Source organism: Sorangium sp. So ce381 (assembly GCF_051473845.1).
Classification (GTDB): domain Bacteria; phylum Myxococcota_A; class Polyangia; order Polyangiales; family Polyangiaceae; genus Sorangium; species Sorangium atrum.
Window position 1 is genome coordinate 4,058,182 of sequence record NZ_CP150336.1, and the last position, 16,311, is coordinate 4,074,492.

General features: G+C 73.2%; 11 protein-coding genes. 7 read left to right on the plus strand and 4 right to left on the minus strand.

Features of this window, described 5'->3' with window-relative positions; all coding sequences use genetic code 11:
- Positions 1-91 precede the first annotated feature (91 nt).
- A complete protein-coding gene (locus tag WMF29_RS15425) occupies positions 92-1,729 on the minus strand; it encodes an FAD-dependent oxidoreductase (protein ID WP_437329556.1) in 1,638 nt (545 codons plus the stop codon).
- Positions 1,730-1,733: 4 nt separating this feature from the next.
- Positions 1,734-3,338 (minus strand): polyamine aminopropyltransferase, encoded by a 1,605-nt coding sequence (locus tag WMF29_RS15430; RefSeq protein WP_437329557.1) that lies wholly within the window; start codon positions 3,336-3,338, stop codon positions 1,734-1,736.
- Between WMF29_RS15430 and WMF29_RS15435 the strand changes: the two genes are divergently transcribed.
- The 7 genes from WMF29_RS15435 (at position 3,328) to WMF29_RS15465 (ending at position 13,071) form a co-directional block, all read left to right on the plus strand.
- Positions 3,328-3,525: a hypothetical protein gene (locus tag WMF29_RS15435; RefSeq protein ID WP_437329558.1), complete on the plus strand. Its 198-nt coding sequence runs from the start codon at positions 3,328-3,330 to the stop codon at positions 3,523-3,525. The two genes, WMF29_RS15430 and WMF29_RS15435, sit on opposite strands and share 11 nt — an antisense overlap.
- 44 nt (positions 3,526-3,569) lie before the next feature.
- Complete coding sequence (locus WMF29_RS15440; RefSeq protein WP_437329559.1) at positions 3,570-5,042, plus strand: DUF4178 domain-containing protein; 1,473 nt, start codon at positions 3,570-3,572, stop codon at positions 5,040-5,042.
- 310 nt (positions 5,043-5,352) lie between these two features.
- Positions 5,353-5,661, plus strand: a complete 309-nt coding sequence (locus WMF29_RS15445) for a hypothetical protein (protein ID WP_272097998.1) — start codon at positions 5,353-5,355, stop codon at positions 5,659-5,661.
- A gap of 156 nt (positions 5,662-5,817) precedes the next feature.
- Positions 5,818-6,930, plus strand: coding sequence for a hypothetical protein (locus tag WMF29_RS15450; RefSeq protein ID WP_437329560.1), 1,113 nt, complete (start codon positions 5,818-5,820; stop codon positions 6,928-6,930).
- Positions 6,927-8,897, plus strand: a complete 1,971-nt coding sequence (locus tag WMF29_RS15455) for a S8/S53 family peptidase (RefSeq protein ID WP_437329561.1) — start codon at positions 6,927-6,929, stop codon at positions 8,895-8,897. The genes WMF29_RS15450 and WMF29_RS15455 overlap by 4 nt, the downstream gene beginning before the upstream one ends.
- Positions 8,898-9,106: 209 nt before the next feature.
- Entirely contained in the window at positions 9,107-11,464 is a 2,358-nt protein-coding gene (locus tag WMF29_RS15460; protein WP_437329562.1) for an ATP-binding protein, read from the plus strand.
- Positions 11,461-13,071, plus strand: a complete 1,611-nt coding sequence (locus WMF29_RS15465; protein WP_437329563.1) for a sigma-54-dependent transcriptional regulator — start codon at positions 11,461-11,463, stop codon at positions 13,069-13,071. Before WMF29_RS15460 ends, WMF29_RS15465 begins: the two co-directional genes overlap by 4 nt.
- Positions 13,072-13,115: 44 nt before the next feature.
- Here the strand turns inward: WMF29_RS15465 and WMF29_RS15470 are convergent, their stop codons facing one another.
- On the minus strand, positions 13,116-14,417 hold the full coding sequence (locus tag WMF29_RS15470) for a UDP-glucose dehydrogenase family protein (RefSeq protein WP_437329564.1): 1,302 nt from the start codon (positions 14,415-14,417) through the stop codon (positions 13,116-13,118).
- Positions 14,418-14,596: 179 nt separating this feature from the next.
- On the minus strand, positions 14,597-16,288 hold the full coding sequence (locus tag WMF29_RS15475) for a L,D-transpeptidase (RefSeq protein WP_437329565.1): 1,692 nt from the start codon (positions 16,286-16,288) through the stop codon (positions 14,597-14,599).
- Positions 16,289-16,311 lie beyond the last annotated feature (23 nt).

Here is a 16,311-nt window from a genome sequence, read left to right on the forward strand (position 1 = left end):
CGCTCGCCGGACACACTTTGCTCTTGAAAGATGAGAGAGGACGTGGGGTTCCTCGCGGAGCGGCGCGCGCCGAGGCGACGAGCGCTCGAGCTCAGAGCCAGCTCTCGCCGATCGCGATCCCCGCCGAGGCCGCGATCGTCTCGGCGGCGCGCACGCCGCAGGCGTGCGCCTCCTCGAAGAGCGCCATCCCCGGCTGATCGACGTGAGCCCAGGCGACGCGCTCGGAGAGCGCGCAACGCGGCTCGAACGGCCGCGGGCCGAGGAAGCCGGGGCGCGGGCGCGGCATCGCGTGACCCCAGATCATGACGTCCATCCGCTCGACGTCGTCGCGCAGGTGCGGGTGCGCCGGCGCGAGATCGCGCAGCACGCCGTCGGCGAGCGACTCCCACGGCGCGCGGAGCAGCGCCGCGCGCGCGGCGGCCACGTCCGGCCCGCCGAAGGCGCGGTAGTAGGTCAGCACGGTGCGCTGCACCGGCGTCTCGAGGCGCGATCGCTGCGTCGTCGCCGCCGCGAGATCGGTGAGCTGGTGGCGCGCGTCGACGTAGCCGAGCCCCTCCGCGCCGTAGAGGACGGAATCCCACGCGTGGTTGGGGTCGATGGGCCGCTCGACGTGCAGGTTCGCCACGAGCCACGCCGACGCGATCCGCTCCGGCAGCTCGCCCGCCGCGCTCCCCGCGAAGATCCGGCGCACGACGAACGCGGGCGCCGCGAGGATGGCCGCGCGGGCCTCGATGCGGCGCGCCTCGCCGCGCTGCACGTCGACGTAGTCGATCTCGACGCGGCCGCCCGGCTGCGGGCGCACCGACGTGACGAGCGCGCCGAGCGACACGCGCGGCGCCGCGCGCTCGAGCAGCGCCTTCACGAGCCGGCCGTTGCCCTCGGGCCAGACGAGGTAGCGGCTGCCCGCGAGCTCCGGCGTGCGCGCCTTGCGCCCCGCGAAGTAGTGCAGCCCCGCCCAGGCCGAGATCTCCTCGGGCGCGCCGCCGAAGTCGTCGAGCATCGCGTAGCGCACGTACCAGCGAAGGAACGGCGTGCGGTACCCCTCGCGATCGAGCCACGCCGCCATGCTCATCCGGTCGAGCTGGAGGAGCTCGGGGTCGCGCGAGGAGCGATCGAGCGGGATCTGGAACGCCGGGCGCCCGTCGCTGCCGGTGAGCTCCGTGAGCTCCTCCTCGAACGCATGGAACCTCTCGAGCTCGTCCAGCGCCTCGCTCGAGAGCGCGTCGAGCGGCGCCAGGCCGCTGTGCCACGCGCCCTCGTAGAACAGCCGCTCGCCCGGCGCGTGGCACAGCCGCCGCGGATCGAACGTGGGGCGCCCCGCCGCGTCCCACCCGGTGACGACGCCCATCTGCTCGAGCAGCCGCAGCGTCGCGCGCGCCTCGACGTTCGGCGCGGCGAGGTAGTGCGCGCCCCACGGGTACGGCACGACGCCGTCGTCGCCCCACGCGCTCGTGCCGCCCGGCCTCGGCTCGAGCTCGAGGACCCGCAGATCGAGCCCGGCGCCGGCGAGCCGCCACGCGGCCGACAACCCGCTCACCCCGCCGCCGACGATCACGACGTCCGCGCGCTCGGCGGGGCCGCTCGCCGCGGGCAGCGGGCCGCCGCGGAGCAGGTGGCCCGCGCCGTGGGCCGCGCCGACGATCTCGCCGGCGATCGGCGCGCGCCCGGGTGCGGCCGTGTGCACGACCCAGCCCGCGGCCACGGAGCTCAGGAAGCCGCGGCGGTTCACCGGATCACCGGGTCCACTCGGCCCACTCGCGCGTGTACACGGAGACGAGCTTCTGGTCGTTCAGCCGGTTGATCGGCGCCTCGACGCGGCCGAGATCGCGAGGGAACCGGAAGAGCTCCGGCAGGCCGCTCGAGTCGAGGTAGCGGAGCCTCGACGGATCGATCCGGAGGGCGCCTGGCGCGGCGAGCCCCTCGCCGCCCGCCAGGATGAAGCCCCACTCGCCGAAGCTCGGCACGTAGACGTGGAGCGGCGCGGTCTTGAAGCCGGCCGCCTCGAGCGTCGTCACGACGCACCAGAACGACTCGCGCGCGTAGTGAGGCGACGTCGCCTGGACGACGGCGAGCCCGCGCACGGAGAGCCGCTGCCGGAGCAGGTGATAGAAGGCGTCGGTGTACAGCTTGCCGACGGCGTAGTTGCCCGGATCGGGGAAGTCGACGATCGCGAGATCGAACGACTCGGTCGACTCCTCGAGGTACTTGAACGCGTCCTCGTTGCGGACGGCGACGCGCGGGTCGCGGAGCGAGCCCTGGTTCAGCTCCGCGGCGAGCGGCAGATCGCGGAAGGCGCCGGTGACCGCGCCGTCCAGGTCGACGAGCAGGATCTGCTCGACCGACGGGTAACGGAGCAGCTCGCGCGCTGCGAGCCCGTCGCCGCCGCCGAGGATCAGCGCGCGCCGCGGCTCGCGCCCCAGCGCGGCGACGGCCGGGTGCACGAGCACCTCGTGGTACCGGTGCTCGTCGTCCGACGAGAACTGGAGGTTGCCGTTCAGGAAGAGGCGCGTCGTGCGCGGGCTCCTCGTGATGACGAGGCGCTGGTAGGGCGACTGCGCCGCGTAGACGATGGGCGCCCCGAAATAGAGCGCCTCCGAGCGCTCGACGAACCGCGAGACGAGCGCGAAGGCGACCCCGAGCGCGGCGATCACGATCAGGCAGAGCGCCCGCAGCCGGACGACGACGGCGCGATCGAGCGGGAACAGGAACGTGCTCGTGATCGCGACGGCCGCGTTGAGCATGCCGAAGAACAGGCTCGTCTGGTGGATCCCGAGGCGCGGCAGGAGGAGCGAGGGGAAGAGCAGGCTCGCGGCCAGCGCGCCGATGTAGTCGAGCGTGAGCACGCGCGCGACGAGCCGCTTGAGATCGAGCGAGAAGTTGAGCAGCCGGATGAGCAGCGGGATCTCGAGCCCCACGAGCACCCCGATGAGCAGCACGAGCGAGTAGAGCAGCGCGCGGAACGAACCGAGCGCCGTGTACACCCGGAAGAGCATCGGCGCGGAGAGCCCCCCGACGAGCGCGAGGCCGAGCTCGATCTCGACGAAGCGCTCGAGGAGCCGGCTCTCGATGTACTGCGAGAGGTACGAGCCGATCCCCATCGCGAACAGGTAAAGGCCGATGACGAAGCTGAACTGCGTCACCGAGTCGCCGAGGACGTAGCTCGCGAGCGTGCCGGTGATGAGCTCGTAGACGAGCCCCGACGTGGCGATGACGAACACGCTCGCGAGGAGCGCCGGGTGCACGAGCCGGGGCAGCGGCTGCGCCGCAGGAAAGGGCGCCGGAGCGTCCCCGGGAGGGGCGCCCCGAGCTCCCGCAGGGCTCTCCTCGGTGGCCGGCATCGGCGCGGTCCTAGCACCGCTCGCGCTGGACCACAGCCTGTTCGGGCTCGCCGGCGCGCCGGTGAGCTCTGGCGAGCGTCCGCGCGCTGACGAGCTGCCGTGTGCGGCGTGCGGCGTGCGGCGCGCGGCCACGCGCGGCATGCACGACGTGCTGCGTGCGACGTGCCACGTCGACGAGTGCACCTGAAACGCTTCCTCTTCCGTCGTCGAGGCTTCTAGTATGGTGCTCGCGTGAGCACGCCCTTCGACCGAGCAGCCGCGTGCCCCTCCTGCGGCGCGCCGATCACGTTTCGCTTCGCGGGCGCGATGGCGCAGGTGTGCAAGCACTGCAAGTTCGTCATCGCGCGCACCGATCGGGACCTCCGCGCCGTCGGGCGCGTCGCCGACTTGGTCGAGATCCCCACGCCCCTCCAGCTCGGGGTCACCGGGCGCTGGGGCAACGAGCCGTTCGTCGTCGACGGCCGCGTCCAGCTCGATCGGGCCAGCGCGCCGGGCGCGCCCTGGCAGGAGATCTTCATCGCGTTCCCGGCCAGCGGCCGCTGGACGTGGGTCGCCTTCGCTCAGGGGCGCTGGTACGCCACCACCGAGGCGCCGCTCCCGCTGAACGGGCTGCCGCAGTGGAGCTCCCTCCAGCCGGGCGGCCGTGTCCACCTCGAGGGGCACGGCATGTTCACCGTCGTCGAGGTCGGCAGCCGGCGCGTGATCTCGGCCGAAGGAGAGATGCCCCACGTCGCCGCGCCGGGCGTGGTGACCGGCTTCGTCGACATCGCGGGGCCGAGGGGCGAGTTCGGGACGCTCGACTACGGCGACGGGCGGATGATCCCGCCCAAGCTCTACCTGGGCCGGCAGATCGACCCGGCCGTGATGAAGCTCGACACCGGCGCCCCTGTGGACCAGCCCACAGCGCAGGTGTCGGCCGTCGCGTGCCCGAACTGCGGCGGCAACCTTCCGCTCGCCGCGCCTGGCACCACGGAGCGCATCGTCTGCCGGTACTGCGGCACGGCGAGCGACCTCACGAAGGGCGCGCTCGTCGCGCTCGGCCAGGTCCCACGGCCGCCCATGGAGCCGTACGTCCCGCTCGGCGCCGAGGGCCAGCTCCGCGGCACGCGCGTGCTCTGCATCGGCTTCGTCATCCGGGGCTGCACGGTGGAGGGCGAGCGCTACCGCTGGCGGGAGTACCTGCTCTACGGCGGGCCGAGCGTCGGCTACCTGTGGCTCATGGAAGAGGACGGCGCGTGGCAGCTCGTGACGCCTCTCTCACCCGGCGAGGTCCAGCCGATGGGCTCGACGGCGAGCTATCAAGGGCGGACGTATGCGCTCAAGCAGAGCGTCCACGCCGAGGTGGAATACGTCATCGGCGAGTTCTACTGGAAGGTCGAGATCGGCGAGGCGGTGCAGGCCACGGAGTACGAGGGCGAAGGCGGCAAGGTCAGCATCGAGCAGGCCCCGACCGAGGTGAGCGTGTCATTCTGCTCACCGCTTCCAGGGAAGGAGCTCGCCGCCGCCTTCCACCTGCCGCCACCGCCGAGCCCCTCGTTCGGCGGCGGGACGGGCGCCAGCGCCGGCACGGTCGTCGTCATCGTCGTGGTCCTGATCGTCGTCCTCCTCATTCTCATCGCGCTCAGCGACTGCGGTGGGGGCGGCGGCGGCGTCATCTTCATTCCGAGCGGTGGGGGCAGCCCGAGCTTCGGCGGTGGGAAGTGATCCAGCTTCACTGATCGATTCGGTTGTGTATGAAATAAACGGCCTGCGCCGGAGCGTCTTTTGCGATCCCGGCTGGTGTCGTGTCGGGCACGAGCAGCACTGGACATGTCTATGTCCACCTCCGTGGAAAGGCGACATCGCGTCGAGCGGAGCGGTCGGATTCGGGCAGATGATGGTCGGTTTCGGGTATCGACCGCCGCCGGCCGCCGCTGGCGATCGAATGATTTCAATGGCTTACGCGCTGGTCACCGGCGGCCCGTGACGTGCAATGTGCCGTCCGACGCCGGCGGTGGGCCGGCGGCGGAGGCCCATGCAAACCGTGAATTCGATCGACCCGCACGCACAGCTGCGTGCGCTCTACATCTCGCTGCTCCGAAACCAGGAGTACTTCGACGAGTTCAAGCAGCTGCTCGCCCTCTACGTCGTCGCGCCCGAGGCAGACGAGGAGCCGGTGGACGCGGCCAGGATCCGCGCGCAGCTCAACGGCCGCATCCGCTCCTGGATCGGCGGCTTCTTTGATGGGCTGAGCGCCTCCCAGGTGCTCCAGTGGCGCGCGATCGTGGTCGAGGAGCGCTTCAACGTGTGCCTGTCGCCCTGGAAGGAGTCGAACGTCTATTGATGCTGCGGCGCAGGCGACAGGCGGGGTTGCACCGCCATCGGCGTACGTCTCACCGGCGCGGCTCTGCCCCGGTGCCATCTACCGGCGCCCGGAGCGCGCCGCGCACCGCGAGCGCCGAGCCCGGCGCGGCGCGCCGGGCGATGGAGGTGCCCGCGCATGGATGACGCCCTCTGGGTGGACGAGCTCTACAAGGCGTTCTGGCGGACCCTCCCCGGGATGCTGCACGCCGACGCGCAGGGGCTGGCCTACACGCTCGGCCTGTCCCCGTCGCGCGACGTGCCCTGGAGCGCCGTGTTCAGCAACGAGATCACGCTGGCCGCGCCCGCGCTGCTCGCGGAGGCCATGCCGGGCGTCCGCGGGGCCACGGTGCAGGACGCGCTGCTGGCGCACCTGCTCGCCGTCATCGAGGCGTTCGGCACCGATCGCATCAAGGACAAGCAGGTCCGCCCGACGTGGCAGCTCGAGGCCATCCTGGCGCACGCTCGGCGGGCGCGCGACGACGCGCTCCGCCGCGTCGCGCCAGGCGTCGACGACCCGGCCATCGATTTCGCGCGCGCGGACGACGCGACGCTGTTCGCGATCGAGACCGAGCGCAGCCTCCTGGCGAGCGGCGGGCCCGCCGGCTTCAGCCGCTATTACGCGCTCTCCCTCGGCAAGCAGAGCGTCGGCTTCCCGGCGTCGATCGCCCTCGCGCACGCCGCCGGCTGGAACGCCGAGCGGCGCGAGGTGCTCGCGCGGCTGCTGTCGTCGGTGTGGCTCGGGCTGCAGCTCCACGACGACGTCATGGACTGGCAGGACGACTACCAGCGAGGCGGCGCCTGGGCCGTCGTCCTGGCCTCGGAGCTCCGATCGCGCGCGCACGGAGAGCCCCGGGCCGAAGAGCGCGAAGAGCGCGATCGGGAGCGCGCCTCGGAGCCGCGCCACCGCGGCGCCGCCGCGTACGGGCCGCTCGGCACGCCGCCCTGGGGGATCGCGGTGACGCCGAAGGCGCAGAGCGAGCCGCCGATCCCCGACGCGCCCTCGTCCCTGCTCCCCGTCCGCCGGATCGTCCTCGAGTCCGGCGTCCTCGCGGCGATGCTCGACGGTGAGCGCCGGTGCTTCCGCGCCGCGCGGCGGCGGGCCGCCGTGCTCGGTGCTCGCCGCGTCGCGGCCTGGGCGGAGGGGAGGGAGGGGCAAGCCCAGGAGCTCGCGCGGTGCGAGGCCGAGAGCCCCGGCTTCGCCAACCGCGCCCACGCGCTCAACGCCTGGGCCAAGGCCGTGCTGGCATGAGCCGCGGCCGCGGCGCGGCCGCGCGAGGGGGGGCGGGCTCTCCGGAGGAGGGGTCCGCGCGCGCGCGTCCGGCGCCCGGCCGCAAGAGCGCGCCGCCCCCCGCGTCGTCGGCCGCGCCCAGGACGCGCCCGCGGCGCCCGCCGTGGGACTTCGGCTATGCCCCGGTCCCCACCGCCGCCGGCGACGACGACGGTGGTCCCCTCGACATCGTCGTCGCCTCGCGGTGCCCCGTCGCGCCCGACGCGGTCGCCGAGGCGCTCGGGGAGCGCTGGTCTGGCGTCGCGGTCGAGCGCGTCATCGAGCGGACGCCCATCTTCTGGCTCCGCGTCCGATCCCCCGATCGCGGGCGGCGCGCGGACGTCGCCGCGGCGCTCTCGGCCGCGGCGCTGCCGGTGCGCTACGTCGCGTCGGCCCGGCGCCCGAGCGCCGCCGTCGCCCCGCGCTTCGACGCGGCCGCCGGCGCCGCGGCGCGCCCCGAGGGGTGGAAAGCGCGCGGCGCGTCGGTCGAGGACGAGCCCGTCACCCCTGGCCGCTGGTTCCTGCGCGACGAGGGCGGCGGGATCGGCGTCGATCGCCGCCGCTGCGGGGGCGGCGCCGGGATGCGCCTCGGGGTCATCGACGACGACGCCTGGACGGCCGACGAGCTCGGCCTCGAGCGCGAGGTGCTCGTCATGATGGAGCAGCCGCCGCGCAGCCAGGCGCACGGCGCGTTCATGGTCGCGTGGGCCGTCGGGGGCCGTCGCCCCGGCGGGTTCCGCGGCGTCGCGCCGGACGCGTCGCCCCGGCTCTACCTGATCCCGAAGCCTGGATCGTGCGTCCTCGCCCTGCCGGTCGCGATCGTCCAGGCGGTCAGCGACGGCGCCGACGTCGTGGTGTGCGCCGCGTACGTCGAGGGCTCGACGACGCCCATGCTCGACGACGCGCTCGAGTTCGCCGCCCGCCTCGGGCGCCGCGGCCGGGGCTGCCCCGTCGTGTTTCCCACCGGCCGCGAGGCCTCGAGCCCTCCCGAGTCGCTGCACGCGAGCTTCTCGCTCGGGTTCGGCGAGCCCGCGAGCGACCCGCGCGTGTTCTGCGTCGGCCCGGGCGCCCGCGGCGAGGGGTGGTTCCTCTGGCGGGACCGCCGGGGGCGGAGCCGCCCTTTCGCCAACCGCGGCCCGGCGGTGCGGTGGCTCGCGCCAGGGGACGATCTCGCCTGCCCGCTGCCGTCCGCGTCCAGCGCGACCCCCGCGCTCGAGCGGCTCTGCCACGCCGAGTCGAGCGGGGCCTCGGCGCTAGCCGCGGGCTCGCTGCTCCTCATCCTGTCGCAGAACCCGTCGCTCCGCCTGCCCGAGCTCGACGCCCTTGTGATGCGCACGCTCGCCCCGGTGCCTCCCGCGGCGCCCGCGTCGGCCGAGCCGATCGCCGACCCGTGGGACGTGCTCCCCGACGGGCGCGATCGCGACGGCCACAACGCCAAGCACGGCTACGGCCGCATCGACGCCGGTCGAGCTTGCCTCGCCGCCGGAGATCCGATCGCGCTCGCGCTGGTGCTCATCGGCGAGGACGGCGCCGCGCGCATCTGGCACGACGCCCGCGCCGAGGGCCCGCTCCTCCGCCGCCTGTACTCGCGCCGCCTCGCGCGCTGGGCCGTCCGGGCGCTGCTCGCCGACCCGAGCCTCTGCCACGGCGTCTGCGCGCTGGTGCGCCACGCCCGCCTCACCGCGGGCGACCCCCGGCGCCGGCGCGCCCACGGCGCCGGCGCCGTGCTGCGGCAGCTCTCGCTCCTCGTCCGCGCCCTCGCCGCGAGCCGCGCGGCGCCGCCGCCCTCGCCGCGCGTGCGGGACGAGATCACCGCCGTGCTCGACCGGCTCGAGCGATCGGCGACCGACGCCGCCGCGGTAGCCGAGGTCGAGTCGCGCTTCGGGGCGCTGGCCGACGTCGTGTTCGCGGATGCCACGGACGGCGACGCGCACGAGGGCGCCGCCTGAGCGCGTTGCCGTCCCGCCGTGGGGTGATCCCGCTCTCATCTCCGCGGGAAAACGTAATAATAATTGCGTAGTAGCGCTGCTGGGGCGCCAGGATCGCGGGTGCCGGGCGCGTTGCACGCCGTCCGGCGCGCGAGGCCCGTTGGTTCACCCGGAGTTCCAGCGTATCGTGAGTGGCTGGCGGCGCAATTTGCGCGCCGTCGGCTCTCCCGATGCCCGCTATCGAGAATCGGCGTTGGCTCCTCGCGGTGGTCGTCCTCGCGGCGCTCGTGCTGGGCGGCTCGGGGATGAGGAGCGCTCTGAGCTGGTACGAGCGCCCGTTCCCCGGCGTGCTCGTCGATCCGGACGGCGTGGTCTCGAGCGTGGGCCTGCCGTCCTGGGAGGGCTTCCAGAAGGGCCTCCGGTACCCGGATCGCGTCGTCGAGGTCGACGGCTGGCGCCTCGAGAGCACCGCGGGGCGCTACCGCGCCGGCGCCTGGGATGCGGCGGTCGAGAGGGCGGCGCGCGAGGGGCATCGCTCGGTGCAGGCCCGCGTCGAGACGGCGGAGGGGCTGCGCGACGTCGAGCTCTCCCTCGTCCCCTTCGACGCGCTCGCCTGGTGGTTCTACGCCGGCGGGCTGATGGTCGTCGCCTCGCTCTACGTGGGCGCCGCGCTCATCGCCCTCAGCGCGAGCCCTCACGGCAAGCTCGCCCGCGCCTTCGCGAGCGCCGCGCTGTTCGCCGCGCTCTTCCAGTTCGCGCTGTTCGACTACCACAGCTCGCGCCACCTCGTCCCGTTCTTCCACGTCGCCTACGCGCTCGTCCCGATGAGCTTCTTCACGCTGGCGCTGCGGCTGCCGGACGACGTCCCGCTCATCGCGCGCTACCCCGTCTTCGCGCGGATCGCGCACGGGCTCGGCGGCCTGCTCGCCGCCGCCCTGCTCGCCTCGCACGCCATGGGCTGGACCACCGTCGCGCTCCGGAGCGTCTGCGCGATCCTGTTCGTGGCGTCGTTCTTCTTCTTCGCGACCACGCTGATCCTCCGCTTCGCCGCGGCGGAGGGCGACCGCCGCCGCACGCTGCGCGCGCTGCTCCTCGCGATGGCGCCGCCGCACGTGGTGATCGCCCTGGGCTTCATGCTGGCCATGCTCGGCGCCCCGGCGTCGACGCTCGCGTGGTTCGCGATCCCCGCGCTCGCCCTCACGCCCGTCTCGAGCGTCGTCGCGTTCATCCGCTACGACCTCTGGGGGAGCCGCGCGCTCCTGTCGCGCCCGCTCACGCGCGTCATCATCGCCTGCATGATGGTCGCGCTCACGGTGATCCTCTGCTCCGCGTGCGCGGGGTACGCCGGCCTCCCGCTGCTCGGCGCGATCAAGGTCGCGGCGCCGGCGGCCGTCGTCAGCGCGGCGCTCGTCGTGTTCGCGCTCGGCGCCGGCGATCGGAAGCTCTTCCCGGCGCGCGCGGAGTACAAGCCCACCGTCGAGCAGCTCAGCGAGGAGCTGACGCTCGTCGCCGATCCCGACGAGGTCGCCTTCGCGGTCGAGCGCACGGTGGCGCGCTGGCTCTCCTGCGAGCGGGTCACCTTCCGTCGCATCGCGGTCGACGCGGCCGACGGCGCGAGCGCTGGCAACGCCGGCGCCGCGCCGGGCGAGCCGGCGCCGAGGGCGGACGAGTCGAGCGGCGAGCGGGTCATCGAGGTCGAGCCGCCCGACGCGAGCGCGAGCGAGCTCTCGCTGACGGTCATGTTCCGCGGCCGGCTGCTCGGCGTCCTCGAGGTGGGCAAGAAGCGCGGCGGCGCCCTGTTCACGAGCGAGGATCTCGACCTGCTCCGCACGATCGGCAACCAGGCCGCGCTCGCCATGGCGCACGCCCACAGCTACGCGGAGCTGGAGCGGCGGCGGCGGGAGCAGGCCGCCGCGTGGCGCGACGAGCGCGCGGCGCTCATCGAGACGCTCGCGGCCGAGATCACCCACGAGGTGCGCTACCCGATCAACTTCTTCCGCTCCGTGTTCAAGCGCGGATCGAGCAACCAGAGCCTGGACGCCGAGGAGGTCGAGATCGGCTGCGAGGAGGTCGAGCGCCTCGAGCGCCTCGTGATGGGGCTGCGCCGGGTGACGCACAGGAAGCTCGAGCGCCGCCGCCTCGCGGTCGAGGAGCTCGTCAGCCGGGCGGAGATGCTCCTGCGCGATCAGCTCGGCAAGCGGCGGATCGAGGCGCGCGTGAGCGCCGGATCGAGGCTCCGCTGCGATCCCGATCAGGCCACGCAGGTGCTCGTGAACCTCCTCTCGAACGGCCTCGACGCGGCCGGCGACAAGGGGACGATCGGCGTCGTCTGGCAGACCACCGAGAGCGGCGCCGAGCTCGTCGTGTGGGACACGGGGCCCGGCATCTCGGGGGACGCGTCGCGCCTCTTCGCGCCCTGGTACACGACGAAGCCGCGCGGGACCGGGCTCGGGCTCGCCATCACGCACCGCATCGTCCGGGCCCACGGGTGGTTGATCGAGCCGGAGCGGCGCGACGGCACGACGCGGTTCGTGATCTCGATCCCCGCCGCCGACGTCTCCATGACCGCGGAGGACGAGGTCGCGTGAAGATCCTGATCGTCGATGATCAGCGGAGCGGCCGCCGCACGCTCCGGCAGATCCTGGCCACGCTCGACGAGGTCGAGGTGATCGAGGCGGTCGGCCTGGACGACGCGATGGCCGCCGTGGAGCGGAGCGCGCCGGACCTCCTGCTCCTCGACGTGCGCCTGTCGGACGATCCGCGCGACCGCGGCGGCCTGGAGATCCTGCGGCGCGTGCGGGCCTCGGGGCGGAGCACGCCCGCGCTGATGGTCACGTCGGTCAGCGAGCTCTCCGAGATCCGGGAGGCCATGCGGCTCGGCGCGCAGGACTACGTGCTGAAGGACGAGCTCTGCCCGGAGATGCTCCTGCCGATCATCGAGGGCCAGCGCGAGCGGCTGCTCCTGAAGGGCGAGGTGGTGCGGCTCCGCGAGCGGGTCGACCGCACGTTCGGCACGAAGGCGCTCCTCGGCTCGTCCGCGGGGATGGAGCGCGTCCGCCGGATCATCGAGCGGGTCGCCGAGTCGAACAAGACGGTGCTCATCCGCGGCGAGACCGGCAGCGGCAAGGAGATGGTCGCCCGCGCGCTGCACGAGATGAGCTCGCGCCGCGGCGAGCCGTTCGTCGCGGTCAACTGCTCTGCGCTGCCGGGGACGCTCATCGAGTCGCTCATCTTCGGGCACGAGCGCGGCGCCTTCACCGGCGCCGAGAAGCGCATGCGCGGCCAGCTCGAGCTCGCGGGCGCCGGCACCATCCTGCTCGACGAGATCGCCGAGATGCCCGGCGAGCTGCAGGCGAAGCTCCTCCGCGTCGTCGAGGATCGCCGCTTCCGCCCCCTCGGCGCCGAGTCGGAGATCCCGCTGCGCGCCCGCGTCCTCGCCGCGACCCACGTCGACCTGGAGAAGCGCATCAGCGAGGGGCGCTTCCGGGAGGACCTCTTCTACAGGCTCAACGTCGTCACGGTGCACGTCCCGTCGCTCGCCGAGCGCGACGCCGATCTCATCGAGCTCCTGCTCGCGTTCAGCGCGGAGCTCCCGCGCAAGCTGCGCTACACCGACGACGCGATCGCGTGGCTTGTCCGGCGGCCCTGGCCCGGCAACGTGCGCGAGCTCCGGAACGTCGTCGAGCGGCTCGGGCTGCTCGCGGACGACGACCTCATCGACGTCCCCACGCTCGAGGAGCTCGCGCGCGAGCGGCCGGTCGTGGACGCCACCGCGGAGATCGATCGGCTGGCGCGCGCCCTGCTCGCGCTGCCCGAGCGGCTGGGATCGAAGCTCCGCGTGATCGAGCGCGCCGTCCTGCACCACGCGATCGAGAGCTGCGGCGGCAACAAGGCGGCCGCGGCGCGCCTCATCGGCGTCGATCGGAAGATGCTCGAGCGGCGCTGGGACCGGCACACCGGCGAGGAGCCGCCGAGCAGCCGGCGGATGTCGATGCCGACGCCGCTCGCCGCGCGGCACCTCGGCGAGGAGCCGCCGAGCAGCCGGCGGCACACGCCCGCCAACGGGACGCGGCACCTGGGCGAGGAGCTGTCGGGCAACCGCAACCAGACGCCCGCGAACTTGCCGCGGTACGTCGGCGAGGAAGCGCCGACCACCCGCCGCCAGGTGCTGCCGCCAGGCCACGACGACGCCTGAGCGGCGCGGCGCCGCCGGCGCGCCGCGCTATCGGTTTGGGCGCGCTACTTCCTGCCGATGCCCGTGTAAACGAACCCCATGCCGCGGAGCTCGTCCGGCTCCCAGATGTTGCGCCCGTCGAAGAGCGTCGGGGAGCTCAGGATGCGCTTCAGCCGATGGAAGTCCGGGCGCCGGTACTCGTGCCACTCGGTGACGACGACCAGCGCGTCCGCGCCCTCGGCCGCGCCGTACATGCCGTCGCTCAGGAGGATGCGGCTCCCGTAGATGGCGCGCACGTTCGGCATCGCCTGCGGGTCGTGCGCCTGGACCGTCGCGCCCGCCTCGAGCAGCGCGTCGATGAGCGTGAGCGCCGGCGCCTCGCGGATGTCGTCCGTCTGCGGCTTGAACGCGAGCCCCCAGACCGCGATCGTCTTCCCCTTCAGCGCGCCGTCGAAGTGGGCGCTCACCTTGCTGGCGAGCAGCCGCTTCTGCCGCGCGTTGATCCGCTCCGTCGCCCGGACGATCTCCAGATCGTGCCCGACGGTGCCCGCGGTGTAGAGGATGGCCGAGAGGTCCTTGGGGAAGCACGAGCCGCCGAACCCCGGGCCGGCGAACAGGAACTTCGTGCCGATGCGCGGGTCGGCCCCGACGCCCTTGCGCACGAGCTCGATGTCCGCGCCGACTTTCTCCGCGAGCACGGCCAGGTCGTTCATGAACGAGATGCGCGACGCGAGCAGCGCGTTCGCGGCGTACTTGGTGAGCTCGGCCGAGCGCGCATCCATGAGCTGGATGCGGTCGCTCGCCCGCACGAACGGGTTGTAGAGGTGGCGCAGGATCTCGCGGGCCTTCGGGTCGTCCGAGCCGATGATCACGCGGTCGGGCTTCATGAAGTCGTTCACCGCGTCGCCCTCCTTGAGGAACTCCGGGTTCGACGCGACAGCGAACGGCTGGGTGGCGTTCGCACCGATGATCTGCCGGAGCCGGTCCGCCGTCCCGACGGGGACCGTGCTCTTCGTGGCGATCACCTTGAAATTGTTCAGGTTCTTGCCGATCGTCTCGCCGACGGCCTCGACGGCGGAGAGGTCGGCGGAGCCGTCGTCCGCCTGGGGCGTCCCGACGGCGATGAAGACGATCTCGGCGTCGCGGATGGCGCTGGCGACGTCGGTGGAGAACCGGAGCCTGCCGTCGCGCGTGTTCTTCGCGATCAGCACGTCGAGGCCGGGCTCGTAGATCGGCACCTCTCCGCGCTTCAGCATCTCGATCTTGGCAGCGGACACGTCGACGCACGCCACGTCATTCCCGAAATCCGCGAACCCCGCGCCGGCGACGAGGCCGACATACCCTGTTCCCACGACGGCAAGCTGCATGGGCGGGACGCTACCACGACCCCGGCGCCGTTCGAGCCGGCAGTCGCACGGACTGTGACCCTCGATCGATCTGTCCTACTCCTCTCGCGTGCGCGCGCGCGCCGAGCGTTCGTGCTGCCCTTGCCCTCCCTGAGCAGAGGGGGGCTGCCGGGCGCTCCACGGCAGAGGCGCCGCGCGGCTCAGGGGTGGACGAACACCACGGTGCCGGTCAGCGAGCGCGCTGCGCCGTGCCATCCCGGCGGGACGGCCGGCTCGGTCCAGAAGAACAGGCGGCGGGCGTCCTCTGGAGACAGGTTGATGCAGCCGTGGCTCTTGGGCCGGCCGAACTTGTCGTGCCAGTACGCGCCGTGCAGCGCATACCCCTCCTCGAAGTACTGCACATAGGGCACGTCGCGCAGCTCGAACTCCTCGCCGACGGTGTCCGAGTCCATGGTGCTCGTGACGAACTTCGTGTGGATACGGAAGATCCCGCGCTTGGTCGCCGTGCTGGACTCGTGGTCATCGAGCCCTGCCTCTCCGCTCGAGATCAGCGTCGCATAGACGGGCTTCGTGCCCTCGTAGGCGACGAGCACCTGCTTCGTGATGTTGACGTCGAGCCACTTCTCGCCGTTCTTGCCCCAGGCAGGCATCTTCTTGGCAGGGTCGATGCGGCCGGCGTGGCGGTCGTCGACCCAGTCGCCGTCCTTCGTCTCGTAGTGCAGCTTGCCGCCGAAGAACTGCTGCTTGCCGGTGAGCGGCACGGCGGATCGCCACTCGAGCTCTCCGCCGTCGACGAGCTTCTTGCCCACGAGGCGCCACCGCTTGCCCCCGGCGCGGCGCACGAGCGCGAACGGGAAGTCGACGTCCTTGCCGATCTCGACGCCGTGGAACTCGGAGCCGCGGATGGGGCGGAACCTGTCGGCCGGGATGACGCGCAGATCGGTGGTGACGTTGTAGCGCCGCCCCTCGTGGAGGAACGACTCGAGGAAGGCCATCCCGTTGCGCCGCGAGACCTCGTCGATCTTCACGGCGTCGCTGGTCTTGATGAGGCCGGAGAGGTTGGGGGCGCGCCGGCCGTCGCGCAGGTACCAGGGGATCTCGCGATCGGTGATGCGCTGCGCGAGCGCGTCGAGCGCGGGCGGGGCGGGCTCGGCGCTCCATTTGAGCCAGACGTCGAGGCCGTAGGTGGCGCCGCTCTCCTCGTCCTTGGCCCAGCGATCGAGGTGCTTCTTGAGGTTGGGCTCGAAGCGCGCGAGATCGTCCTCGGTCGGGATGCGCGCGTAGGCGGGGCCGCCGCGCGTGACGGTCCCGTACATGTACGGGAGCTTGTGGGTGACGTCGGGGCGGCGGGCCGCAGCGCGGACGATCTCGTCGTCGAGGTCGAGCGTCGCATCGGGGCCGACGCACACGTAGCCGAACGGCTTGATCTTGCGGAAGCCCCCGGGGCACCCGGACGTGCCGGCGGGCTCGGGATCCATCTCCACGACCGCGCCGGCGCGCAGGAAGCCGACGGGCTTCGCGTCGGTGCTGGGCCGCGCATAGACGCGTGTGAGCATCGAGGTGCTGGCGAGCCGCGGGCGGCCCTCGGGGATCGGCGCCGGCGGGGTGGCGACGCCGCCGAGCGAGACGATCGGCGGGCCCTCGGGCAGGCCGGGCGGCGGCTCGTCCTCGGCCGGGGCGGACGAGGCGACGGCCGCAGGGGAGGCGAGGGCGGCGGCGGAGGCGCCCTGGGCCTTCTGGCTTCCGGCGGCCCCGGGGAGCTCGATGGGCGCGTCGGCGGCGCCCCCGGAGCGGCCGCAGGCCGAGAGGGACGCGGCGAGCGCGAGGAGGGCGAGCGCATGGCGGCTCGCCGCGAGCGTGGCTGCGGCGCGCGTTCGAGGCGGCGTGTCCATGGCGCGCCGACCGTAGTGCACAG